The sequence below is a fragment of the Lysinibacillus sp. FJAT-14745 genome, assembly GCF_001275675.1.
Taxonomy (GTDB): domain Bacteria; phylum Bacillota; class Bacilli; order Bacillales_A; family Planococcaceae; genus Lysinibacillus.
In genome coordinates, this window is the sequence record NZ_LITM01000009.1 from 29652 (window position 1) to 54993 (window position 25342).

Genomic DNA, 25342 nt, shown 5'->3' on the forward strand with positions numbered 1-25342 from the left:
AGAGAATGACTTTATTAATTAATATCTTAATCGGTTGTATTATATTTGGCTATGCTGGTATTACCTTATATAAGAGCATTAAGAAGCAGAAGAAGGGCAAATGCGCATCATGCTCATTACAGAAGAGTTGTTCCTCTAACGTTTGTGCCCCTCCTGCTAAACTTAAAGATTTTACCACTAAATAAATTTGTATGATAATATAGCGAGGTAGTTTCCAAATGAATTAACAGTTTGGAAACTACCTCGCTTTTTTGTGGCTTTTAGACATGGAGGGCTTTGTTCTAAAGCTCAACGTACTCTTAAATTTTAAATTTATTGATTTCTTCCTTCACAGACACCGCTTCTTCACTTAATGACTTTGCAACAGCATTAATTTCTTGAATAGTCGCAGCTTGTTCTTCTATTGTCGATGCAATTGTTTCAGATTGCTGTGCAGCATGGTTAGCAGTAGAGGACATTTCATTAACCGATGCTGCCATTTCTTCAGTACTTGCAGAAATTTGCTGTGTAGAAGCAGATACATCCTCGATTTGAGATGTCATATCACTAATCGCTTTTAAAATTCCATCGAAGGCATTTTGGGCATTCTGAATAAATGTGGCACCCTCATCTACATTCAATACTGTTACACTTACAGCCTTTTCTACTTCCTTCGTTTCTTGCTGAATAAGTGCTATTACATCCACTATTTGATTGGCAGATGCTTTTGATTCCTCGGCTAATTTGCGCACTTCATCTGCCACGATCGCAAAGCCTTTACCATGCTCTCCTGCACGAGCCGCCTCAATCGCAGCATTCAGTGCTAGAAGATTTGTTTGCTCAGTAATGTCAGTAATCACTTTCGTAATATTAACAATTTCAGCTGATTGTGTGCTAAGCTTCTTAATTCGCTCATTTGTTGTATTTGAAGATTGTTGGATAATCGACATTTGGTTTTCTGCGATATGTAACGTTTTCTCACCATCATTTGCAATTGATTGTGTATCTACCGCTTTAGAATGAAGCATTTGAGTAGCCTCCGCAATACGTTGAACACCTTGAGCAGTTTCATCCATTGCTACCGAACTTTCACGACCAGTAGCAGCCGCTTGGTGATCACTAATTGCCATTTTCTCTACAAGGTTTGCAATATCATGAGATGAATGTGAAATTTCATCTGTACTTGCTGCTAATTGTTCAGCTGCCGATGTTGTATGTTCAACATTTACGGTCATGCTATGTATTAGTGAATGTAAATTAGACTTCATCAAATTAAAAGAATCAGCCAAATCTTTAATTTCATCCTTTGCCCTAACTTCAATATCCTTTTGACATAAATCTCCTTTAGCAATTACCTTAGCTGCAGAAGTTAACTTATTGACCGGAACAACGATAGAACGTACGAATACAATCCCAACTGCTATACAAATCAATAAAATAATACAGAACATCCATAAGAACCACTGCTCATTATCATCGATAAGCGTTTCAACATGTGCTAAAGAATTTTGCATGTCTGTAATGTTTTCTTGTTGAAACAAATCTACTTTGTCATTAATGTCAACTGATGTAGTATCAAATTCAAGCATTATTTTATTCCCTAGCTCTGGCCCGCCTTGAATATAGCTATGAGCCAATTTCTGACCAGTATTGTAATACTCATCAAACGCTACTTTAATCGCAGCTAATCTTTCCTGCTCTTCCGGATGCATTTTTTTCACTTGCTCCAAATCTTCATTAAAGATTTTGCTATATTTTTCGGCTTGCTCAAATCCATCATCTAAATTATCGAGTGCTCTTGTAGCACTAATATCCGTCAAAAACTGCTGAACCTGTACAACTGCTAACTTCATCTCATCTGCTAATAACGTCGTTTGAAGTGTTTTTTCTTTTATCAAATGTACTTGCTCTAGTTGGGATTTTGCATTTTGTTGTTGAAAAATACCCATAATTAAAACTAATACTACGATAAGACCAAACGACACTATACTTCTAACTTTAATTGTCACAGAATACCCCCTATTTTCAACCACTACTAGTAAATAATATTTTATCAATTTATTTACATTAATGTAATACATTTCAGATGATAATCTTCTTTTTCTAAAATAATGATTTTCCAACAAATCATTATACCTTTCAAAACGGCTGAAAAAGTGCAAAAAATGTGTATTTTTCTAGACTTTTTTACCACTTATTAACTACATATGAAATAAGTAAACCTTCCAGGATATAGTGAGATACATTTACAATCGCCCTCGTTATTTATTTGTGGTGTCGAACGCTAACTTACCCATCTGCATATCATATTTATAATCAGGTATGTCATCAATGTTAAATCACTATCGAAAGGAGATCGTTATGGTATTTAGACCACAGTTCCCGATGTATCCTGGTGGCATGAGAATGCCCATGCCAATGCAAATGCCGATGCCAATGCAAATGCCAATGCAAATGCCAACACCTCCACAAATGTCACCGCAGTCCTTTTTCCAGCCTGGAGGCTTCCCAAATCCACGAATTCCGGGTGGCGGTGGCTTTCCAATGTCCAGTGGAATAGGTTCATTTGGAGGACAAATGCCATCAATGCAGGAACCTTCAAAAATCGGTTCATTTTTGCAGCAGGCGAATAGCTTATTTAACTCAGCGAAAACATATACGCCTTACATTCAGCAAGCAATGCCAATGGTAAAAAATATTCCGTCACTTTTAAAATTGTATAAAGGATTTCAAGGTCTTCCTGCTGCAGGAGCTGCCGCAGGGGCTGCAGCAGTAGCAACTGAAGCAGCGGCTAGCAAAGGAGCAGGTTCTACTAAAAGTCGAAAAGCGTCTCGACAAAATGGATCATTTACTCCTGCTGACCCACTTCCATCTAAGCCCCGTATTTTCCAGCCGCCTATGTAGATGAAGGTTTCTTTGTATTCGCCGTCCCTGTCCGTTATAATGTAGATAGGTAAGCTTGAAAGGAGTCACAACCATGCAAGTATTAAAAATTAATCCACGTGGCTATTGCTACGGTGTTGTTGATGCGATGGTCATCGCTCGAAATGCCGCACTCGATAAAACATTACCAAGACCTATCTACATTTTAGGTATGATTGTGCATAATAAACATGTTACAGATGCCTTTGAAGCTGATGGCATCATCACATTAGATGGCGAGAATCGTTTAGAAATTATTGAACAAGTTGAAACTGGCACTGTTATTTTCACAGCCCATGGTGTTTCACCCGAAATTCGTGAAATTGCGAAGCGAAAAGGCTTAGTATCCATTGATGCTACATGTCCTGACGTAACAGTTACACACGATTTAATTCGTGAAAAATCAGCAAATGGCTATGATATTATCTATATCGGTAAAAAAGGCCATCCCGAGCCAGAGGGAGCAATTGGCGTTGCACCAGATCATGTGCATTTAGTACAATCATCCACTGATATTGATGCATTAAATTTAACGAATGATAAATTACTAGTAACGAATCAAACGACGATGAGTCAATGGGATGTCGCTCATTTAATGGATAGTTTAAAAGAGAAATTCCCACATATTGAAGTGCATAAGGAGATTTGTTTGGCAACCCAAGTACGCCAAGAAGCAGTTGCTCAGCAAGCTGGGGAAGCAGATTTACTTATTGTTGTTGGTGACCCAAAATCCAATAACTCGAATCGTTTAACGCAGGTGTCCGTTGAAATTGCAGGGACACCATCTTATCGAATTGCAGACGTTTCTGAGCTAAAAATTGAATGGTTAAAAGGAATTAATTCCGTCGCTGTTACAGCAGGTGCTTCAACGCCAACACCAATTGTCAAAGAGGTTATTTCATTCCTTGATCAATTCGATGAAAATGATGAATCAACACATATCATTGAGCGTACAGTTACTTTAGATAAAATTTTACCTAAAATTAAAACGCCAAAGCCTGTTGACAAAATTATGCCTTACTAAGAACAAATGCTCTAAAGCGCTCGTTTACATCCGACAAGCACTGGCGAGCCCGAAGCAAAAGTAAACGCTCCACCACTTTTGCCCGAGGGATCGAAGTGACCTCGAGGATGTAGCGCTTTAGCCTAGACGAAAACTATGCTTTTGGTTATCCGCAACTAAAAAAACTATAGTTACTTTAACAGTAAAAAAATCCTGATTGTCTATTTCGACAATCAGGATTTCTCATTATTTACTAAAATAATAATTAACCGGACGACCGATGCCACCATAATGCACATCCATCGTAATTTTCTCTTGCTTCTCTAAATAATCTAAGTATCGTCTTGCTGTTACGCGCGCAATACCTACACCACTGGCTACTTCTTCTGCCGATGCTCCTTCTACAGACTGCAAATAATGCACAACTTTCTCTAATGTTGCACGATTAAAACCTTTAGGTAAACTTTTTTCTGACCGTAAATCATTTGATTGCTGAACTTCATTATGCCCACCCTGATAATGGAATAACTGATCAAGCTCTCCTTGTGTTAATTCACGCTCCGTTTGCATTTGCTTTTTAAAGCGCAAATAATTTTCAAGTGTTCCTTGCACTCGTTCAAATGAAAAAGGTTTCATAATATAATCAAAGACGCCAAGATGCAGGACCTGTTTTACAGTTTCCATATCATTAGCAGCGGTTACCGTAATTACATCTACTGGTAACTTGAGTTCACGAATTTTTCGTAAGCTTGTCACTCCATCCTGCTCTGGCATGAAGATATCCATAAATACTAATTCTGGTTTAAGTTTTTGAATTTGAGCAATCCCGACAACTCCATTTGAGGCTTGTCCTATTACTTCAAATCCAGCTATCTTCTCAATAAATTGGCGATTAACCTCTCGCACCATTGGATCGTCCTCTATTAATAATACCTTTGTTTGCATCACTGTTAGTCCTCCATACACTCTGTTCTATCTCTATATGTGTAAATATTCACTTAAGGAAGCTATCTAAGAGAGCGTCACTCTGTTCCCATAGAATTTCTCGCATCTACTCTAACTAATTTCCCCATAGGGTTGATTTCTATTTTGATTTTTTACTCCCATCAAAAGGTATACGTTTTACTAAAACTTATTCTCAGCTTAGTAATGAGCCTATTAAGTATGGTAAAAAGTTATTAAAAAGCTTGTTCCTTTATTCGGTTCACTTATGACTTCAATTTCTCCCTTTCCTTTTTGTACAATTTCTTTTATTAAAAAAAGTCCAATGCCTCGACCTTTTTTCTGTTTTGTTGAATAGCCATTATCAAAAATATGTGCCTTTACTTCATTTGTCATGCCTATACCATTATCTGTTACTAAGATTGCCAACACATCCTCATCCTCATCAACAGAAACATTGACAACTTTTTCTTCAATTTGTACATCCCTTAATGCATCAAAAGCATTTTCAATTAAGTTACCAAATAAAATAACGAAATCATGATGATCTAGATTGTTAGGAAATGTTGTCAAACGGCTTTCTCTGTCAATCTCCAGTAGAATTCCCTGTTCTTTTGCATAGGAAATTTTACTAAGCAATAGACCTGAAATATTTTCATTTTTAATCCGTTCATTTAGAAAGTTTGTAATTTCATCGTGTTCTTCTTTTACTTGCGTTAAGTAAGAAAGTGCTTGTTTATGATGTCCAAGCTGTAAAAGACCAGCAATTGTGTGCAATTTATTTTTATGCTCATGTGTTTGTACACGTAATGCTTGTACAAATGCCTTAACACCCGTCAATTCCTCTGCAAGCTGTTTCACTTCTGTACGATCCTTAAACATGGCCACAGCTCCAACCGTTTTCCCATTAACTTGTATAGGAATACGATTACTCATAATACTATGATCATTAATATAGAGCTCACGATTGAAAATAGGTTGATCTAGTTCCAAAATTTCCGGTAATCGTGTATCAGGTAAAACATCAAAAATTTTCTTTCCTATTAATGTTGACGCTTGTTTGTGAACATCTAATATTTCACATGCTTTTTCATTAAATATTGTGATTGTCAAGTCATTATCAATAGCAATAATCCCTTCATGCATCGCGTTAAAGGTTTCTGTTCGTTCTACATACATTTTAGCAATTTCGTGGGGCTCTAGCCCAAACATTTGCTTTTTCATATGAAGCCCTAAAGTATGGGCCCCCCATGCACTAAAGAAAAGAGACAATAAGATCGTAATCATTAATTCGGTTTGAATAGATTGTAATAACTCTGCAACAGTTAAAACACTATAGCCTACTACTACTACACCTATTTGCCTTCCTTCTTTACTCATGATTGGGACGAATGCTCGTACCATATCTCCATGCTCACCATGTGCGATGGATGTATAATAATGCTCAGAAAATGCAGCATTTAGATCACCTGACTCCGAGACTTGCCCGATCTCCTCTGTATTTGGATGTGAGTACTTGCGCCTTTGCATATCCAGTACAACAATATACTGTGCGCCATTGATATCACGTATTTCTTCCACTACAGTATTTATGTGTTTCGTAGCCTCGTTAAAATTATTATTTGAAATGTAAGTTTTCAGCTCAGGAAGCTGTGATACTGTTTTTGCTACAAGTAAAGCCTGATCTCCAAGCTTATCCTTTTGCACATTCATGACAAACCCTAGCAAAAATGTTCCACCAATACTAAAGGAGAGCATGAGAATAAAAAAAGTCAGAGACATAATTTTTCTCTTCATCGATAATTTTTGAAATTTCAAGATGTACGCCTCCCTCTTACTATATTTTAACTTACTCCATATGATAGAATAACAAAAACATCAGAAAATACGAATAAATTGGGTGTAATTGATGAAAAAATTTATTATTGGAACAATAGTAACCGTTTTACTGTTAACGATAGCGATTGGTGTTCAACAGGGCTTACTATTCGCCAAGCCTCTCCCCTATGACGATGAGCAAAAAGGCTTGGATACACAAATTACGATTCATTTAAGTCATGTTGTTGCTGAGAATACACCGAAAGGACAAGCAGCAAGTAAATTCGCCGAGCTTGTTGAGGAAAAAACAAATGGTGAGGTGAAGGTACACGTCTACCCAAACTCCTCCCTGTTTAATGATGAAAATGAGTTTCAAGCTTTGCAAGATGGACAAGTAGAAATGATTATCCCTACTTTTTCAAAGATGACATCCTATATACCAAACTGGCAGGTTCTCGATCTACCTTACCTTTTTAATACGGATGACGAAGTTCAAGAGGTTCTTACAGGTTCAATCGGTGAACAATTATTAAAGGAGCTTAAACCTTTTCATATAAAAGGACTGGGTTTTTGGCATAATGGCTTTAAACATTTGACCTCTGTCGATCACCCTATTCATACATTTGAAGATTTAAAAGGCTTACGTGTCCGTACAATGCCAAGTATAGCTCTTGAAAAGCAATTCGAGGTCGTTGGGGCTACACCAATCCCGACTCCCTTCAGCGAGGTTTTCACTGATTTAGAATCGAATACTATCGACGCTCAAGAAAACACAGCGTCAAATATTTATTCTAAAGGTTTCTATAAAGTACAGAAGCATATGACATTAACAAAGCATGGCATTTTAGGATACACCGTTTTAATGAACGAAAAGTTTTGGAAGTCCTTACCTTTAAAAATTCAAAAACAGATTATGGAGGCTATGAAAGAAACAACAGACTGGCAATTTGAGCAAGCTGTAGAAATAAACAAAGAAGATTTGCAAAAACTTGAGCAGCAGAATAACTTTGAGATTTATACGATGAGCAATAAGGAACGCCAACGCTTTAAAGAAAAACTAGCACCTGTCTATGATTTTTATAGAAACAATGTACAAAATAATGATGTCTTATCGGAAATTGAAAAAATTGTTTCCCCTTAAAGTATTTCTTCACTGCGGGATCAATACTTTTGTTCATTAATGATAAAATCCTCACAAGCGTGGGGATTTTTTTCTTTTGTATTATAATAGATTTCTAAATTATAAAACTACTATAAAACAGCCAAAAACCCTTTCTATTACTAGCTTCATTCATCCTCCACCTAAAAATGAACAAAATGAACAATAGAAACTTTACGGTCATAAAGACTATTGTCGGAAAATTTCAGCTATGATAACTTCATGAAAGCGTTCACATAATATTCATAAATATAGTGTAAGGGGAGAACTTTATGCGTATAAATTTTAAAAACTTAACTGTACAAGTACTGATTGCTATTGTGCTAGGTATTATTGTAGGTGCTACGTTCCCAGAGTTCGGAGCGAAGTTGAAAATATTAGCAGATATTTTTATTAAATTAATTAAGATGTTAATAGCTCCTATCATTTTCTTAACAGTTGTTATTGGAATTGGTAGTATGGGCGATGTAAAAAAAGTTGGTAAAATTGGCGGGAAGGCATTAATCTATTTTGAAATTGTCTCTACTTTCGCACTAGCAATCGGCTTAATCGTAGTCAATATTGTAAAGCCTGGTAAAGGCTTTAATACAGCTGCTGCAAACGGTGCAGATATTTCCCAATATACAGAGGCAGCAGCCGCTACAGAGCATGGTATTGGTGCATTTATTATGCAAATTATACCTGATAATGTTGTCGGAGCACTTGCAAATGGAGAGTTATTGCCTGTTTTATTCTCAGCAGTTTTATTTGGCATAGCTGCTGCTGCTATTGGTGAACCAGCTAAACCAGTTATTAAATTTTTCGAACAAGTAGCAGATATATTCTTTAAAATTGTAAATATGGTCATGAAAGTTTCACCGATTGGTGCATTCGGTGCAATGAGCTACACAATCGGTAATTTCGGTCTTAAATCACTAGGAAACTTAGGATTTTTAATGCTTTCCGTTTATATTACAATGTTTATTTTTATCGTAGTCATCATTGGTCTTATTACACGTTACTTTGGATTTAGTATCTTTAAGTTTATTAAATATATTAAAGATGAAATTTTTATCGTTATTGGGACATCATCATCAGAATCGGCCCTTCCTTCGATGATGCGCAAATTAGAAAACTATGGTTGCTCTAAGCAAGTCGTTGGTCTTGTTATTCCAACGGGGTACTCCTTTAACTTAGATGGTACGTCCATTTACTTATCTATGGCGGCTATTTTTATCGCACAAGCTTATGGAATTGAATTAGATGTTTGGCATCAAATTACATTGCTAGCTATTTTAATGCTAACATCTAAAGGTGCGGCCGGTGTAACAGGCTCAGGCTTTATTACACTCGCAGCAACATTAGCAGCATTCCCAATGATTCCAGTAGAAGGGATTGCACTTTTAATCGGGGTCGATCGCTTTATGTCTGAAGCCCGCGCCGTTACAAACTTAATTGGTAATGGTGTAGCAACAGTTGTCGTTTCAAAAATGGAAAAAGAATTCGATCCAGAGCAGGAAAAACGTGCTCTTGCAGGACAAGTCACAACTCAACAATAAAATAAAAGGCTGGCCGGTAGTGAAAAAATCACATTATCGGTCAGCCTTTTATTTTTCCATTTTAATATGAAACCTCTTGTACTTCTTACTCGTATAGTAAGTAAATTGGAGGTTTATATATGACTACATTTACCCTTACTTACCCAAAAGCATTCGAAAGATTTTTAAATATTCCTATCGTGAATGAACAAAATGAGACGGTTTGTGTGCTACAAAAAGTAGAGCGTTCATCCGTTGGAAAAGTAATGAATGCTGTCATGCTAGTAGCTTCAAAGCAGTCTTTGCCACATCGTTATGAAACACGTTCTACTTTAGGTACACCACTTTTTCAAGTACAATCTACACTATTAGCAAAGGGTGTCAGCCATCAGCTTATAATGCCAGATGGATCAATTCTACCAATACAAAGGAAGACGGTTCAATTACTTGAATCCTCCTACTCTTTTACAATGGATGGACTCGACTTTCGTTTTGAAAAAGATTTTACATCTACCGCCTATTTATATTGTAATGATGAAAAAATCGCAAGTGCTAGTAATATAGAAACTGAACTTGTGCGTACCGGTGTAGCTTTTAAACTTTTTAACTCAGATGATACGCTCTTTGTTGCTTTGCTAGCGACTTTGTATCAGGCATTATTTTCGATGAATAATTAGGAGGCTTATCGTCGTAGAGTGGGGTTGATTTTCGTTTCGACTTGGCGCTTTCCTCTGGTGTTCGATGAGCCGCTTCACTCGCATGTCCCTCGGTGTCTGTCGTTTCGGCGAAGTGGTCGGCTTTACCAGCGGAAAACAGGTTTGGCGGCGCAGTGAACGGCTTTAGCGGCGGAATAACCTGTTTTGGCGGCGCAGTTTACAGCTTTAGCGGCGGAATAACAGGTTTTAGCGGCACAGTGGTCGGCTTTAGCGGCGGAATAACAGGTTTGGCGGCGCAGTGAACGGCTTTAGCGGCGGAATAACCTGTTTTGGCGGCGCAGTTTACAGCTTTAGCGGCGGAATAACAGGTTTTAGCGGCGAAGTCGACACCTTTAGCGGCGGAATAACCGTTTTGATGGCGAAGTGGACGCTTTTAGCAGCGGAATAACCTGTTTTAGCGGCGCAGTTTACAGCTTTACCGGCGGAATAACCTGTTTTAGCGGCGAAGTGAACGCCTTTAGCAGCGGAAAACAAAGTTCTATCAACGGAGAGTAAGCTCTTAATTAACATAAATACATACCGGTTTAAATAGATAATGAAAAAAAGCTCCTATTGTTAGGAGTTTTTTGATATTAAAAATTATTAAGTAACTTATTTATTGCTTCCACGACTACTGAAGGTGCATCATTTTGTATGTAGTGCGCACTATTTTCAACAATAATAAATTCACTTTGAGTGGAAATTTGTAATATTTCCTTTTGCATTTTATTCCACAGTTCTTGAGATTCTTTAGTATAGAGATGTTTATTACCTGCTGAAAGAACAATTAACGGTATGTTTAATTTTATCTGATTGTCTTTTAATTGTTTTAAGCTTTCCTTAAATTCTTTATAATTGCCTTCGTGTATAAATTGATTCTTATAAGCCTCTTGAAATTCCCTACTCATAGTTGGAAGAAATCTTTCTTGGTAATCCTCTGGAGTAGAATCAATTAACAACAATCCAGCAATTTCACTAGGATATTCACTCGCATATAATCTTGCGTTAACTCCACCAAATGAATGACCTACAAATATATATGGAGGGGCTATATCCAATTTAGTAAGAAGCTCTTTCAGTTCCTTCACCATTTCTCGACTTGTTCTAGGATTTGAACTTTTCTCACTTTTACCAAGTCCCGCTCTATCGTAAACTAACACTTCTGTAAATGCTGAAACATCAGAGACTATAGAAATCCACCCTTTAGAATAATCACCATATCCCGCATCCATAACCACTGTAGGTTTACCATTTTTTTCACCTATCAATTTGGCATACAACTTAAAATCGTTAATTGGTACAAACATTTCTTTAAACATAGTATAGTTTCCTTTCTTTATCTTAGACTTCATCGAATATTTAAGAACTGATATCTAATAAAAAAATCGGCCTTTTTTTATTTTCCACTACTGCTAGAATCATTCAATATATTCCGGGACACGAAATAAATTCGCTTTGTTTTGACCATTTTACGCCGCCCTTCTAAAAAAGGAGTACACTAAAGAGGTAGAAATACTATGCATTTGGAGGCATTTAAAATGGATACAAAAGCAGCAGATATTAAAAATTTAATGACGTTAGATTTACTTGTTCAAATTCTAGAGGAACGCGGTATTATGACAGATCGAGAATTAAAAGAACGTCTCACTAATAATGTTAAGCTTTCATCAATGGATGCAGATTTAAAAGAAAAAGTCATTGAAGAAATAAAACATTAATGGAGTAGATGACATTCCAGAAAAAGTGGCCGCTTCTTAAGTGATGAAAATACTTTAAGCGGCCCTTCTTATTATATTCGTACCTTTAGTTCCTTCACATGTACAGCAGTTCCTGTGATTGAAATATTCAATTTCCCCTCATCACTTTTTACATGAACTTGCACACGCCCATCCTTCCCAAGTTCCTGACCTTGTTCGAAGATTAGCGTTTTCGGCAGTTGTGCTTGTCGATGAATATACTCTGCAAAATACGCTCCCATGACACCAGAGGCCGTACCTGTAGTAATATCTTCAATTGTTCCAGAGTATGGAGATGAAAAATGTCTTGCGTGCATATCAGCATTCTTATCAAATGCCTCTAAGCAAAAAGGATGCAAGGATGCTTTTGGCATTTCTTCTAGGATAGCTGGAAAATCTGCAGTTTGCGGAGTCATTTTTTCAAAGTATGTTAAATTTTTAATAGGTATTAACAAAGTCCAAATTCCTGTACTTCCATAAACTATCGGTAATTCAGGATGTATCGCTTCCTCTGTTAGTCCTATTGATTGTGCAAGTTTAGATTTTGAACCATTAAATGCTTCAAACTGAGGTGTTGCATGTTGCATAGTAATGTAAATTTGTCCTGCTTGTTGTTCTTTTATCTCAATTGGAAGAATTCCTGCTTTCGTCTCAATGGTTAGTTTCGACTTATTTACTAATAAACCTTTTGTTCTTAGCGCATATATCGTTGCCATTGTTGCATGTCCACATAAATCCATCTCATGCCCTGGCGTGAAATAACGTATACGTAAATCTGCTTTATCCGATTTTAGCGCGAAAGCTGTTTCGTTAAAGCCTACTTGCTTAGCAATAGCCTGCATTTCTATTTCACTATATTGATTTCCCTCTACAACGACACCTGCTGGGTTCCCCTTATTAGGTATCGTGCTAAACGCATCATAATGATCGACGGTAACCATTTTCATATACTTTCCCTTCCTTTATTTAAGTTTTACATCAATTTTATCCTGCGAAACAAATCCGATCTCCGACTTTCTATGCTTCCTTGGCGATTATCCCCAATTCCTAATATCCATTTCCGATACATTAATAGATACGAATCGACCGCACAAAAGTTCCATTATTCCCCAAATTATTAAGCTACTCTTAAAAAATATCCCCTATTAAAAAATAGAATTAACGCAGAAGCTTTTTACCGCAACGTCAATTTTGGAAAATTCCCACCACAATGACCTTTTTAAAAAATTTAGTCATAAGGTAGTATCAACACCATCTATCTAAGTTTTGAGACAATACTTCACTCAAACATAGGTCTCTATATACATAAAAAAGCAATATGCACTTTTAATTGTACATACTGCTTTAGGACCCTATCGAATTGTTTTTAATGCCGTTGACCAAGGAATAAGTTGATCTAGCATTTGATTTACTGAATCTGCTTGCACTTCCTTTGGTTTAAATACCGTACCGTTTTCGAAATCTGTAAATAATGATAAAGCCGGATGGACGCGAACATCTGCTACTAATAATTCACCAAGAATTCCACGTAAATGTTCAGCAGCTCTTGCACCACCAACAGAACCGTAAGAAACAATTCCTGCCGCCTTATTATTCCATTCCACGCGTAAGTAATCTAATGCATTTTTTAATGCCCCAGTAATGGAATGGTTATATTCTGCAACGATAAATACAAAACCATCACATGCAGCAACTTTTTGTGACCATGTAGCTGCTCCTGAAGCATCTCCACCTGGCTCACCTAGCAGTGGTAATTTAAAATCCGCGATATCAATAATTTCATATTCTGCATCACCGCGTTTTTCAGCTACTTCCTTTACCCATTCGCCAACTTGTGGGCTTAAACGACCTTCACGAGTACTACCTAAAATAACCCCTATTTTCACCTTGTTGTTCCTCCTTCATTCATCCCTCAAATTGTGACCGAATCATTCATTGAAAAACTAAAAACGGTTCTCTTAGCCATGTTGTACAGGAATCCAATTCTTCATTCAATACATTGATGGTTAATGAAACCATTGTTTTTTACTTCGAATTAAATTATCTTTAATCCAAAACAAAAATATCATATGTTTATAAAAATTTCCAGTTATTTAATTCGGATTAAATTATTTTATTTTAATAGGTCTTTCTAATGCTGCCAGTTCATCCTCAATCGATGCATATTGTCTTTCTACAACATATTTTGCATCCGAGATAGCCGCATTATAAATATGCGGAGCAATATTTTCCTTTATAAAATCTAATACTCTTTCTGCTTCAAATTCTGTAATATCCTCATCACGATTATTATAGAAAAAACGTTGAATATCAGCTATTATTGTTTCTTGTTGTTCTTTTGTTAAACGAATAAACAATCCAAAACTCTCCTCTCATTGCCATTTATACTCACCTATCATAACACTCTAAAATTAATCCATGCATACACAAAAAGACTGAATTACAATAAATACTATAATTCAGCCTTCATTACATTGAAAAACTAATATGTCAATTAGATTAAGGTGTCCTATTAAATTAAGTACGGCTCTATGGCAAAACGAGGGGTTGATTTCCGTTCCGGCTTGGCGCTTTCCTGGGGGCGTCCGATGAGCCGCTTCACTCGCGTTGCTCGCTCCAGGGTCTCGGGCCAACACGAGGTTGGTCACGAAGGCGTTATCACAGGACGTGATGGTTTTAGCCTTCGTTCCTCTATCGCTAATCCCCAAGTAGTCGCCAAGCCTCCACTCCAATCAACCAATTCACATAGCATAAGTTTTCTGGCCTCTAATTTATAGTGATGAAACAATACCTTAGCACTTGGGTTATATCTGTGCGAAAGCCAGCGACAGCAACAATAAAAGTGGAGGAAGCGGCTCGACTCTCGCTACACAGGAAAGTGAGTAGCCTGGAATGGAAATCACCCTCATTTAAAGAGCAAAACCATTCACCAAGATTTCCTTGAACATATAGTTTTTAACATTAAAAAGACTGAATTATATTTAATTCTATAATTCAGCCTTTTATTATTACTGGTTACATTTAAATGAATAGTTTGTTGATAGAAAATTCTTTTCCTTTGAGACGATGGCTTCTCCACCATCTTTTTCACATTGCTCAGTCATAGCATCAATTTTTTTGGCATTCATCGTATTTGTCATAAATGTCATGCCTACACCAAACACAGCAATTAGCAAACCAATCATTATCCATAACTTGCCGGCTTTATTGCCAGAAGGTCTTTCATTCGCCACAGCTATTCCCCTCTCTTACACGAATAAAAACGGTTCTGTATGAATAGTAGATTGGACAAATTCAACAGAATATTTTTTATCCTCGCACATTCTCGACATCTTTTTAGCTACTCCTGCAATCATCACTTTCTCCACATGATGACCTGGATCGACGATTTGTAGACCAATTGCTTGAGCGTCCTGGGCTGTATGGAAATACATATCTCCCGTTAAAAATACATCTGCCCCAGCACGTTTCGCAGAATAAATATATTTATTGCCATCGCCACCGACAAGCGCTACTTTTTTCACCTTCGACTGTAAATCACCAACAACTCGGACAGCAGGTACGTCTAGCTGCCCCTTTACAAATTGCGTGAATTTATGAAGAGTCATTTCTTGTGGTAAATAACCAACTCGGCCTAAGCCCATTACATTTGTTTGCTGGTCTAGGCGAATGATATCATAGGCTGGTTCTTCATATGGATGCGCGTTTAACATGGCCTTTAATACACGACTTTTTATGGATTCTGGAAATACTACTTCTACCTTCACTTCTTCTTCAACATGTAATTCACCAATAGAACCTACATGTGGATTTGCACCTTCTAGTGCACGGAAACGACCTTCTCCCAATGTAGTATAGCTACATGCTTCATAATCTCCAATACGGCCTGCTCCTGCTTTTGCTAATGCCTCACGTAAATCATTGGCATTTGCAGTCGGTATAAAAACTGCCAGCTTCAACATATTTTCAGCATATGTTTCTTCTAAAATAGAACGGTTTTCAAGCTGTAGAGCATCTGCTAGTAGATCGTTGACACCACCTTCAGCCACATCTAGATTCGTATGTGCTGCATAAACGGCAATATCATTTTTGATAAGCTTTTCATATAAACGCCCGGCTGGATTGTCAGTACGAATATTCGAAAGACGTCTAAAAATCGGTGGATGATGCGCTATTATTAGCTCGCATCCTTGAGCAATAGCCTCGTCTGCTACTGCTTCATTAACATCTAATGTGACTAATACTTTACTTACAGGTTTGTTTAATGTGCCGATTGCAAGACCGATTGGGTCATTTTCCATACAGGCTAATTTTTTAGGCGACCATGATTCGAACAATTGTATAATTTCCTGACCGTTAACTGTTTTCATCTCACAGAACCCCTTCCACTAAATTGAGTAGAGCTACTAATTCTCCACGTTTTTCTTCAATTTCAGGTGTTTGATCTGCCCCTTCAATGGACTTTAATACACGCTGCCAATTTTCTTTTTCACGTGACCATTTTTTTATAAATGATGGTGATTTTCGTTGCATTAATTTCGGACCAAATAAAATTTCCGGTTCCGTTAACGTCATTGAGCTTCTTTGCAATACAAGAATTTCATAAATTTTTTCGTCTTCCTCTAAAATCTCTTCGTCCTGGATTGCCCAATTATGTGCTAATGCCCATTCACGAATCACTTTAGCATGAATATTTGGTTGCAAAATAAGCCTTGTTACCCCTTGCAATGCTTCAGGATGCTTCTCCAAAATGGAGACAATAAGAGGTCCACCCATCCCAGCAATAGTAACTGTATCTACGTGATCAGCTTCTTCTACTGCTGCTAAGCCATTCGCAAGTCGTACTGTAATTTTTTCTGTTAAGCCTTCCTTTTTCACTTGTCCAACTGCTGATTCAAATGGTCCTTTCACAACTTCCCCTGCTATCGCATAAGAAGCAATACCTTTATGAATTAAGTAGCATGGTAAATAGGCATGGTCACTGCCAATATCAGCTATAACCGCACCAGAGGGTACATATTTTGCTACTGTTTCTAATCGCTTTGATAATTTTTGTGCATTCATTTTTTTTACCGCCTGTCTTAAATAGTGTCCATTCTTAGTATGGATGATGTCGCGAAAAAAAACAAATGGAGTTGACTCAAATTTTTGAGCAACTCCATTTTTCTTTAACTGAAATAAAGATAAATAAATTGTAGCTGTACCGATTACGATTAAACGCTTTCAGTACAGCTACTTTTATCAATTATGCCTCGGCATAATTGCGTCCGGAATCGGCTTTGTGCTGGCACAAAGAATTCCTTTCCGATTCCGTGACATCCGCCGGAGGCTTTTACTTCTTTTAGCGGATGTTTGTCTGGGCATCCGCTGAAAGAAGTTAGACTATTTTAGAGTTGAAATGTACTTAGCGATTGCTTTTGCTTCCGCTTCGTTTTTCAGACCAGGCGTCATTGGTGTGCCTGGGATCCCTTTTGTTAAAACTTCTACGATACGAGCTTCATCTTTGCCGTGTAGATTTGGACCCACAGAACCAGTTAAGTCAGCAGCGTGACAGCCAATACAAGATTGTACTAAAGCTGAACCGTCATCTTTAGCTTCTGTCTTTTCGCCACCGCCCTCTTTTTCAGCAGCAATTTCTTTTTTGTTCTCTGCACCTGTTAAAGACATGAAGAAAATAAGACCAATACCAAATGCAAGAATTAAGATGTAAGGAACGACTGGATTGTTTTTCATATGTTTCCCCTCCTCATTGTAAATCTACTTCTATGATAATATAGAATCAGTCAACATCTAATATTGTACTTCATTAACCATGAAACGAAAAGCCTATTCGCTAAGTTTTCCTTTGTTTGTAACAAATTCGACATTTCTGTAACTATTGGATAAAATATGTCTTGAAATCCCCATTACTTGGACTATCTATCATCTTTTAGCATTTAAACTTAACTTCCTTACATGCTGTTATTTTTCCTCTTTTACACATTCGTATACCAAGAAAATCAAAATATCTTTTTAATAATAATCCATTAACTAAATAAGCTATACGATTATATTCTTCACCAATAAAGTATTTACAGGAAGTTAATGTTGAATAAATTACAGACACAATTTTGATACAAAAAAAAGAATCCGTTAGCTATTTGAAAGCAAACGGATTTTTGTCATTGTCAGCGAAACTATTTTACAAAATGAGTTCTTATAATAAGTTTATGATATAATAGCTAATCAGTGCTAGTAAACCTAGGACACCTGAAACCGTGAAATAAAGTAGCTTCATTTTTAAACCTGACCAAAGCCAAACCCCGCAGTTTGCTGCAATCAAGCAAAACAATGCAATATTATTTCCATTAAAATATGTAGTGTAAATTCGAATTGACATACTAAACAATAAAATAGCACCTAACAAATGGAAAACAGGAGCTAATAAATCATTTTTTCGTGCCATTCGAAACGCCGTCAGAAATAATATCACCGCAGCTATTCCAACGACAACCGTTAAAATGATCATTAAGGATGATATTGTAAAATAAATAGACAGCAGCATAATCATGGCGATACATATACCCGCAATTATAAGTAGCAGTTTTCTCTTTTCAGAAGGCAATATAGCTTGTTTATGGTGTACTGGTTCTAACTCCTCTAGATCCGCCCCCTCTGCATATAGAGCCGCTAAAAAATCACAGTAATGCTCTGGTAATAGCTTATTCTGCTTCCAAAACAAAATCTCATTCAAGATTATTTTTTTTCGAGGATTTGTCATAATGTATACTCCAAACATTGCTTAATAATGGTTATTATTACAATTTTATCTTAAAACCTTTCATAACACATCTATATAAAGTAGCAAAAATAATAAGACTGCCTCATTCTAATTACTCGCTATAACATTTATCGAAAAAATATCTACTATGTTTAGTATGATCTAGGGATAAATGATGAAAATTTTGCGCGGATATTTACTTCGCTTTCACAGGTAGTCTCCTATTTCATGCGAATATAATAGTAGCCTAAAAAAGGGCTACCTAATTAGTCATCACTAATTAGGTAGCCCCAACTTTTTATCTTTATTCTAAAAAGTCTTTTAAACGTTTGCTGCGAGAAGGGTGACGTAGCTTTCTAAGAGCTTTAGCTTCAATTTGGCGAATACGTTCACGTGTTACACCAAATACTTTCCCTACCTCTTCTAATGTACGTGTGCGACCATCATCTAAACCGAAACGTAAGCGAAGGACATTTTCTTCACGGTCAGTTAATGTGTCTAACACATCTTCTAATTGCTCTTTTAACAATTCATAAGCTGCATGGTCAGATGGAGATTGAGCTTCAGAATCCTCAATAAAGTCTCCTAAATGTGAATCATCTTCTTCTCCAATTGGTGTTTCAAGAGATACTGGTTCTTGTGCAATTTTTAAAATTTCACGTACTTTTTCAGGTGTTAAATCCATTTCTTCCCCAATTTCTTCAGGAGATGGCTCGCGACCTAAGTCTTGTAGTAATTGGCGTTGTACACGAATTAATTTATTAATTGTTTCTACCATATGCACTGGAATACGAATTGTACGTGCTTGGTCCGCAATTGCACGTGTAATCGCTTGGCGAATCCACCATGTTGCATAAGTGGAGAATTTAAAGCCTTTACGGTAGTCAAATTTCTCAACAGCCTTGATAAGCCCCATATTCCCCTCTTGAATTAAATCAAGGAATAGCATTCCACGGCCAACATATCGCTTTGCAATCGATACAACAAGACGTAAGTTCGCTTCTGCTAGGCGTTTACGCGCTTCTTCGTCACCTTGCTCAATACGTTCCGCTAATGCGATTTCTTGCTCGGCAGAAAGTAAATCAACTCGACCAATTTCTTTTAAATACATACGTACAGGGTCATTTATTTTAACACCCGGTGGTACACTCAAATCATTTAAATCAAAAGTCTCTTCGCTTGCTTCTTCTTTCATTAAGCTTTCTTCTTCAAACTCTTCTTTTCCAATGATTTGAATGTCTTTAGCCTTTTCAAGATCCTCAGCAAAGTGGAAAATCTCTTCGTTCTCCAATTCATAAGGCGCTAGTTTCTCTGAAATTTCTTTCATTGAAATTTCACCTTCTGTTTTTGCTTTTTCTTGTAGTATTTTTTTTGCTTCATCTAATGTAATTTCTACTTCTACCTCTTTTGAACGTTCTGACTTGTCCGCCATAAACCTTCCTCCTTCTAAACAACCGAATCGGATTAAATCGCCGATAACGATTTTCTTAAATGAATAATCTGTTGGGCGATTTCAAGTGCACGCGCATACTCATGCATCTTCTCCGCTTCCTTTGACTCATGCATCTTTTGTTGAATTTCTTGCTCAATTCTATATTTTTGCAGCTGACGTATTGAGTCTGTGACCTCTGCCTCTGCTTGGTCGGGGTCCCGTTCCGCTAAAGCCGCTTCCATTACAATCTTACGTAATTCAGAGTCATCCAATATCTCAACAAAACGCTGATAATCAGGATGACCATATTCTTCATAAAATCCTACTAAGCGAACAAAAACAGCCATATAGGCATCTCGTGCAAACGGATCTTTTTGCTCACTACGTAATACCCTGTCCACTACATCTATATTATGAAGCATATGAGCCAGTAATAAACGTTCGGCACGTTCAGCTGCGTCCATAGGCTTGTGTTGCTGAGTGACCGGCATCGAAGGCATTTGAACAGGCATTTCTACTTTTGCAGAACGCACCTGATTTGCCTCTAGCTTTCGGAATTGAGCATAAATCGCTTCTTCCGATATGTTTGTTTCATTCGATAGCTGCCTTATATACAGATCTCGTTCAACTGGTGATGATCTACCTACCAGTTGTTCAAGAACTTCTTGGATATATTGAAGCGTATCATTTTCAAACTGAAAGTTCTTATTTCGTCTAGCATGCATCATCATAAAAGCAATATACGCATGAGGGTTTTCCAAAATTTGTTCTTTAAATGCTTGTCCACCTAAACTACGAATGTATTCATCGGGATCTAGCTTATCTGGTAATACCGCAATATTGACTTTCATACGTTCCGTTTGCAGTAACTGCGCTGCTCTTTTTGCCGCATCAAAACCAGCATTATCACCGTCATAGCAAATCGTAATCTGCTCTACTAAGCGCTTTAGCTTTGTGATATGCTGATTCGTAAGCGAGGTGCCCATTGTTGCTACAGCATTCGTTACGCCAACAGAGGTTGCTGCTAAAACATCCATAAACCCTTCCATCAATACTACTTGACGATTTTTTCTAATTGAGGTTCGTGCTTTATCTAGGTTATATAGCACTTCACTCTTTTGAAAAATCGGTGATTCTGGACTATTTAAATATTTTGCCTCTTCACCAGTCGATGCAAGAATTCGTCCTGAAAATGCTATAATCTTACCGTTCTCATCACGAATAGGAAACATAATACGCCCTCTAAAACGATCAAAATAGCGTTCTTCCCCTTCACGCTTAATAACTAAACCACTTTCAGCGATTTCTTGTAAGTTATAACCTTTTCTTTCAAGCAATATCGTTAATGCATCAAAGCTAGGAAGAGACCATCCAATGCTATTAGATTCTATAAGTTCCCTTGTAAATCCTCTTTCTAGCAAATAATTTAAAGGTTCTTCACCATCTTCAGTATTTAACAGTAAATGATGAAAAAAATCTGCTGCAAAAGCGTGTGCTTCTTTCATCCTTTCTTCCGCTTTAGATACCTTTTTCGCTACTTCAGGTAAACTAGGCCCAACATCTAAATGTATGCCAACACGTTCACCAAGTTTCACGACTGCGTCAGGAAAAGAAATACCTTCTATATCCATGACAAAAGTAATAGCATTACCACCTGCACCACAACCAAAGCAATGAAAAATTTGTTTGTCTGATGACACAGAAAAAGATGGCGTTTGTTCTCCGTGAAATGGACAGAGGCCAAACCAATTTCGCCCACGCTTTGTAAGCTGCATGTATTCGCTTATGACATCAACAATTTCTGATTGTGTGCGAATCTGTTCAATCACTTCTTCAGGAATCTTCCCTGCCAAATCCATCACCATCTTTAAATTACGTTATAAAACACAATTCGCTATCCGATTTAAAAATCCTTTATTTCTCGACAAAAAAATAGGATTTTTCTCTTAATAAATATTTTTACCACAATTTTATTATTATAAAACAAAAATCAGTTTTTATCTATACTATTTTCACAACCGACTCAAAAAAACCGCCTCTTATAACCGAGGTGGTTTATCATCATTCGTTTCTTATTTACAGTTCGAGATATGCTCAATAATGACGTTAGCTGTTTCCTCAACAGCTTTGTTTGTCACATCAATAACCTTACAACCGATTTTAGCGACAATTTTTTCAAAATGCTGGATTTCTTCTAATATTCGATTATGCTGTGCATAGATAGCATCATCATTCAATCCAAGAGATATTAATCTCTCTTTTCTAATTGAGTTTAATTTATCAGGAGAAATAATTAAACCAATACATTTTTTAGGATCAATTTTTAATAGTTCTTCTGGTGGCTCCACTTCTGGTACTAAAGGTACGTTCGCTACCTTATAGCGTTTATGTGCTAAATATTGTGATAACGGCGTTTTAGAGGTACGTGAAACACCGACTAGCACAATATCAGCCTGTAATAGACCACGTGGATCTCTACCATCATCATATTTTACTGCAAATTCAATAGCCTCAATTTTTTTAAAATAATCATCATCTAGCTGGTGAACAATTCCTGGTGCTTCTAATGGGAATTCTTCCACAAAAGTTGCCATTGTTTTTAAAGCAGGCCCTAAAATATCAACAGCATATATCTTTTCTTGCTCACACAGTTCATGTAATATCGAACGCATTTCCTGGCGAACAAGCGTGTACACAATAAATGCCTTCTGTTTCGCTGCAAGGCCAACAATTTTCCGAATGAGCTCCTCTGATTGTATATGAGGAAAACGACGAATTACCGTGTTTTCCAAACCAGGTCGAAATTGGCTAATAACTGCTTTCGCTACTTGATCACCAGTTTCACCGACTGAATCAGATACAACAAAAACTCGTAGTCTTTTCATGCTGCTCTCCTTCAAATATTTAGACATTTTGTACTAGCGATAAGAAAGCTCGTGTAATCGTCGTTTTCGTCAGACGACCAACGATAGTTAATCCACCTTCTTGTGGCTCTACTACTGGTAGCGAATCAACTTCTCGTTCAATTAGTTTATTCGCTGCGACAACTAAAGAATCTGATCTCTCACAGTACGAAATATTTGGCATACGTGTCATTATTATATGTACAGGAATTTTGTTTAAATCCTGCGTGCCAATACTTGTTCGTAGTAAATCCTTACGAGAAAGTACCCCTGTCAAAAATTCATTCTTATCTACGACAAAAAGTGTTCCAACATCCTCTGAAAACATGAAGCAAATCGCATCATAAACAGTCATTGTTTCCGGTACAACAACTGGTCCTGAATGAAAATCTTTCACCTTTAAATTATGAATACTATCCATCAATGTAACAGATGTTTTTTTACCTGAATAGAAATAGCCTACACGAGGTCTAGCATCTAAAAAGCCCGCCATTGTGAGTATAGCTAAATCTGGTCTTAAAGTTGCTCTTGTCAGACTGAGACGTTCTGCAATATGTTCGCCTGTGATTGGGCCGTTTTCTTTCACAATTTGTAAAATGTCTTCCTGACGTTTATTGAGTTCGATTGGACTCACCGCCTCAAATCTAATAGTGTTATACTTATGCTCAATTATTATATACTATTTTAATAATTATTGCGAAGAAAAGAACTACATGCTACAATATTGACACATACGCTTGCTCTAGATGTATTTTCGAGTAATTTGCGTTATATAGGCGATGACGGGAAAAAAGTATCTGTTCCACTTTAAAGCGAGTAGAAGATGGTGAAAGTCTACATAGCAACAGAGAAAAGGCACTCCTTGAGCTAACTTTTTGAAAAGAGGTTTTAAACAACACGTTTAAAACAATCAGGGTGGAACCGCGGGTTTTAGCACTCGTCCCTGGGCATTTATTGTGCCCGGAGACGGGTGCTATTTTTAATTTAGTCCTACCTAAATTAAAAATATTTAGCGAATTTATCTATAAATACGCTAAAACAAATTCAAAGTTCACTCTTTGAAAACTACAAAGGAGGCTATTTTTATGGCTAACAAATCAATGGAAACAATTGTATCATTAGCGAAGCATCGCGGCTTTGTCTTCCCAGGTTCTGAAATCTACGGAGGCTTAGCAAACACTTGGGATTACGGTCCACTAGGTGTTGAATTAAAAAACAATGTAAAAAAAGCATGGTGGCAAAAATTTGTCCAAGAATCAGAGCACAACGTTGGGATAGATGCTGCAATTTTAATGAACCCAAAAGCTTGGGTTGCTTCTGGTCACGTTGGTAACTTTAATGATCCAATGATTGATTGTAAAGCATGTAAAGCGCGCCATCGTGCTGATAAAATCATCGAGGATGCTGCACTAGCAAAAGGCGATGAAATCATTGTCGATGGTATGACATTTGACCAAATGAAAGAAACGATGATTAAGTATGACGTAGTGTGCCCAGATTGTGGTAAAGCTGATTTTACAGATATTCGTCAATTTAATTTAATGTTTAAAACATTCCAAGGTGTAACAGAATCTTCTACTAACGAAATTTATTTACGCCCAGAAACAGCACAAGGTATTTTCGTGAACTTTAAAAACGTACAACGTTCTATGCGTAAACGTACACCATTCGGTATTGCACAAATCGGTAAATCATTCCGTAACGAAATTACTCCAGGTAACTTCACTTTCCGTACACGTGAATTTGAACAAATGGAATTGGAATTTTTCTGTAAGCCAGGCGAGGACCTTGAATGGCACGCATACTGGAAGGAATTTTGTAAAAATTGGTTATTAAATTTAGGCATGAAAGAAGAGTCTATGCGTCTTCGTGATCATGAAGACGACGAATTGTCTCACTACTCAAATGCTACAACTGATATCGAATTTAAATTCCCATTCGGTTGGGGCGAGCTATGGGGCGTAGCGGATCGCACAGATTTCGATTTAAAACAGCATATGGAGCATTCTGGTGAAGATTTCACTTACATCGATCCAGTATCAAACGAACGTTATGTTCCATATTGTATCGAGCCTTCTTTAGGTGCAGACCGTGTAACATTAGCATTCCTTTGCGATGCTTATGACGAGGAAGAGCTTGAAGGCGATGATAAGCGTACAGTTTTACGCTTCCACCCTGCTCTAGCGCCATTTAAAGCAGCAGTCCTACCACTTTCTAAAAAGCTTTCAGATGAAGCTACAAATGTATGGGCAGAGCTTCGCAAAGCATTCCCAGTTGACTTTGACGAGTCTCAATCAATCGGTAAACGTTACCGTCGTCAAGACGAAATTGGTACACCATTCTGTATCACATACGACTTTGACTCACAAGAGGATGGTCAAGTTACAGTGCGTCATCGTGATTCAATGTCTCAAGTTCGTATGCCAATTACAGATGTTAAAGCATACATTGAAAAACATCTTCAATTCTAAATTCA

The 25342-nt window shown here is 37.2% G+C and carries 25 protein-coding genes; 8 read left to right on the plus strand and 17 right to left on the minus strand.

Translation table 11 applies throughout. From position 1 onward, the window contains the following. The first annotated feature begins 5 nt into the window (after window positions 1–5). The gene (locus AMS59_RS24380) at window positions 6–185 is read left to right on the plus strand and encodes a FeoB-associated Cys-rich membrane protein (RefSeq protein WP_082337533.1); all 180 of its coding nucleotides are present in this window, start codon (window positions 6–8) and stop codon (window positions 183–185) included. A gap of 114 nt (window positions 186–299) precedes the next feature. Here AMS59_RS24380 and AMS59_RS15395 read toward each other — a convergent pair whose 3' ends face one another. Continuing rightward, entirely contained in the window at window positions 300–1988 is a 1689-nt protein-coding gene (locus tag AMS59_RS15395) for a methyl-accepting chemotaxis protein (protein ID WP_053484628.1), read from the minus strand. 352 nt (window positions 1989–2340) lie between these two features. Here AMS59_RS15395 and vrrA point away from each other — a divergent pair, with 352 nt between their 5' ends. Further along, window positions 2341–2883, plus strand: a complete 543-nt coding sequence (gene vrrA, locus AMS59_RS15400; RefSeq protein WP_053484629.1) for a VrrA/YqfQ family protein — start codon at window positions 2341–2343, stop codon at window positions 2881–2883. A gap of 73 nt (window positions 2884–2956) precedes the next feature. Then, window positions 2957–3925 (plus strand): 4-hydroxy-3-methylbut-2-enyl diphosphate reductase, encoded by a 969-nt coding sequence (locus tag AMS59_RS15405; protein ID WP_053484630.1) that lies wholly within the window; start codon window positions 2957–2959, stop codon window positions 3923–3925. Window positions 3926–4150: 225 nt separating this feature from the next. Here AMS59_RS15405 and AMS59_RS15410 read toward each other — a convergent pair whose 3' ends face one another. Both AMS59_RS15410 and AMS59_RS15415 read right to left on the minus strand, forming a co-directional pair. Further along, window positions 4151–4852: a response regulator gene (locus AMS59_RS15410; RefSeq protein ID WP_053484631.1), complete on the minus strand. Its 702-nt coding sequence runs from the start codon at window positions 4850–4852 to the stop codon at window positions 4151–4153. Window positions 4853–5062: 210 nt separating this feature from the next. Beyond that, window positions 5063–6604, minus strand: coding sequence for a sensor histidine kinase (locus AMS59_RS15415; RefSeq protein ID WP_199777785.1), 1542 nt, complete (start codon window positions 6602–6604; stop codon window positions 5063–5065). A 151-nt stretch (window positions 6605–6755) separates the two neighbouring features. On the opposite strand from AMS59_RS15415, the gene AMS59_RS15420 reads away from it, so the two are divergent. The 3 genes from AMS59_RS15420 (at window position 6756) to AMS59_RS15430 (ending at window position 10017) form a co-directional block, all read left to right on the plus strand. Beyond that, the gene (locus AMS59_RS15420) at window positions 6756–7805 is read left to right on the plus strand and encodes a TRAP transporter substrate-binding protein (RefSeq protein WP_053484632.1); all 1050 of its coding nucleotides are present in this window, start codon (window positions 6756–6758) and stop codon (window positions 7803–7805) included. A 290-nt stretch (window positions 7806–8095) separates the two neighbouring features. Then, complete coding sequence (locus tag AMS59_RS15425) at window positions 8096–9361, plus strand: dicarboxylate/amino acid:cation symporter (protein WP_053484633.1); 1266 nt, start codon at window positions 8096–8098, stop codon at window positions 9359–9361. Window positions 9362–9480: 119 nt separating this feature from the next. Further along, window positions 9481–10017, plus strand: coding sequence for a hypothetical protein (locus tag AMS59_RS15430; RefSeq protein ID WP_053484634.1), 537 nt, complete (start codon window positions 9481–9483; stop codon window positions 10015–10017). Between the two features lie 321 nt (window positions 10018–10338). On the opposite strand, the gene AMS59_RS25350 is transcribed toward AMS59_RS15430, so the two are convergent. Together AMS59_RS25350 and AMS59_RS15435 are read right to left on the minus strand one after the other, a co-directional pair. Then, window positions 10339–10566 (minus strand): hypothetical protein, encoded by a 228-nt coding sequence (locus tag AMS59_RS25350; protein ID WP_156304690.1) that lies wholly within the window; start codon window positions 10564–10566, stop codon window positions 10339–10341. A 62-nt stretch (window positions 10567–10628) separates the two neighbouring features. Next, entirely contained in the window at window positions 10629–11354 is a 726-nt protein-coding gene (locus tag AMS59_RS15435) for an alpha/beta fold hydrolase (RefSeq protein ID WP_053484635.1), read from the minus strand. Window positions 11355–11573: 219 nt separating this feature from the next. Between AMS59_RS15435 and AMS59_RS15440 the strand changes: the two genes are divergently transcribed. After that, window positions 11574–11753, plus strand: a complete 180-nt coding sequence (locus AMS59_RS15440; RefSeq protein WP_049663817.1) for a hypothetical protein — start codon at window positions 11574–11576, stop codon at window positions 11751–11753. A 71-nt stretch (window positions 11754–11824) separates the two neighbouring features. Here AMS59_RS15440 and AMS59_RS15445 read toward each other — a convergent pair whose 3' ends face one another. From AMS59_RS15445 to AMS59_RS15505, 12 genes are all read right to left on the minus strand, one after another. Continuing rightward, window positions 11825–12718, minus strand: a complete 894-nt coding sequence (locus AMS59_RS15445; RefSeq protein WP_053484636.1) for a PhzF family phenazine biosynthesis isomerase — start codon at window positions 12716–12718, stop codon at window positions 11825–11827. A gap of 405 nt (window positions 12719–13123) precedes the next feature. Beyond that, window positions 13124–13657 (minus strand): NADPH-dependent FMN reductase, encoded by a 534-nt coding sequence (locus tag AMS59_RS15450; protein ID WP_053484637.1) that lies wholly within the window; start codon window positions 13655–13657, stop codon window positions 13124–13126. A 222-nt stretch (window positions 13658–13879) separates the two neighbouring features. Further along, complete coding sequence (locus tag AMS59_RS15455) at window positions 13880–14128, minus strand: DUF2164 domain-containing protein (protein WP_053484638.1); 249 nt, start codon at window positions 14126–14128, stop codon at window positions 13880–13882. Window positions 14129–14779: 651 nt separating this feature from the next. Next, complete coding sequence (locus AMS59_RS15465; RefSeq protein ID WP_053484640.1) at window positions 14780–15004, minus strand: hypothetical protein; 225 nt, start codon at window positions 15002–15004, stop codon at window positions 14780–14782. A 15-nt stretch (window positions 15005–15019) separates the two neighbouring features. Next, on the minus strand, window positions 15020–16141 hold the full coding sequence (locus tag AMS59_RS15470) for a Nif3-like dinuclear metal center hexameric protein (RefSeq protein ID WP_053484641.1): 1122 nt from the start codon (window positions 16139–16141) through the stop codon (window positions 15020–15022). Between the two features lies 1 nt (window position 16142). Further along, the gene (locus AMS59_RS15475; protein ID WP_053484642.1) at window positions 16143–16835 is read right to left on the minus strand and encodes a tRNA (adenine(22)-N(1))-methyltransferase TrmK; all 693 of its coding nucleotides are present in this window, start codon (window positions 16833–16835) and stop codon (window positions 16143–16145) included. 318 nt (window positions 16836–17153) lie between these two features. After that, on the minus strand, window positions 17154–17504 hold the full coding sequence (locus AMS59_RS15480; protein ID WP_053484643.1) for a cytochrome c: 351 nt from the start codon (window positions 17502–17504) through the stop codon (window positions 17154–17156). A gap of 463 nt (window positions 17505–17967) precedes the next feature. Further along, window positions 17968–18531 carry a hypothetical protein gene (locus tag AMS59_RS15485; protein ID WP_053484644.1) on the minus strand — a complete coding sequence of 188 codons (564 nt, stop codon included), beginning with the start codon at window positions 18529–18531 and terminating at the stop codon, window positions 17968–17970. 304 nt (window positions 18532–18835) lie between these two features. Beyond that, the gene (gene rpoD, locus AMS59_RS15490; protein WP_053484645.1) at window positions 18836–19963 is read right to left on the minus strand and encodes an RNA polymerase sigma factor RpoD; all 1128 of its coding nucleotides are present in this window, start codon (window positions 19961–19963) and stop codon (window positions 18836–18838) included. 32 nt (window positions 19964–19995) lie between these two features. Beyond that, the gene (gene dnaG, locus AMS59_RS15495; RefSeq protein ID WP_082337536.1) at window positions 19996–21828 is read right to left on the minus strand and encodes a DNA primase; all 1833 of its coding nucleotides are present in this window, start codon (window positions 21826–21828) and stop codon (window positions 19996–19998) included. A 207-nt stretch (window positions 21829–22035) separates the two neighbouring features. Beyond that, window positions 22036–22848, minus strand: a complete 813-nt coding sequence (locus tag AMS59_RS15500; RefSeq protein ID WP_053484647.1) for a pyruvate, water dikinase regulatory protein — start codon at window positions 22846–22848, stop codon at window positions 22036–22038. 19 nt (window positions 22849–22867) lie between these two features. Continuing rightward, the gene (locus tag AMS59_RS15505) at window positions 22868–23500 is read right to left on the minus strand and encodes a helix-turn-helix transcriptional regulator (protein ID WP_053484648.1); all 633 of its coding nucleotides are present in this window, start codon (window positions 23498–23500) and stop codon (window positions 22868–22870) included. 451 nt (window positions 23501–23951) lie between these two features. Between AMS59_RS15505 and AMS59_RS15510 the strand changes: the two genes are divergently transcribed. Next, on the plus strand, window positions 23952–25337 hold the full coding sequence (locus AMS59_RS15510; RefSeq protein WP_053484649.1) for a glycine--tRNA ligase: 1386 nt from the start codon (window positions 23952–23954) through the stop codon (window positions 25335–25337). Window positions 25338–25342: the final 5 nt, after the last annotated feature.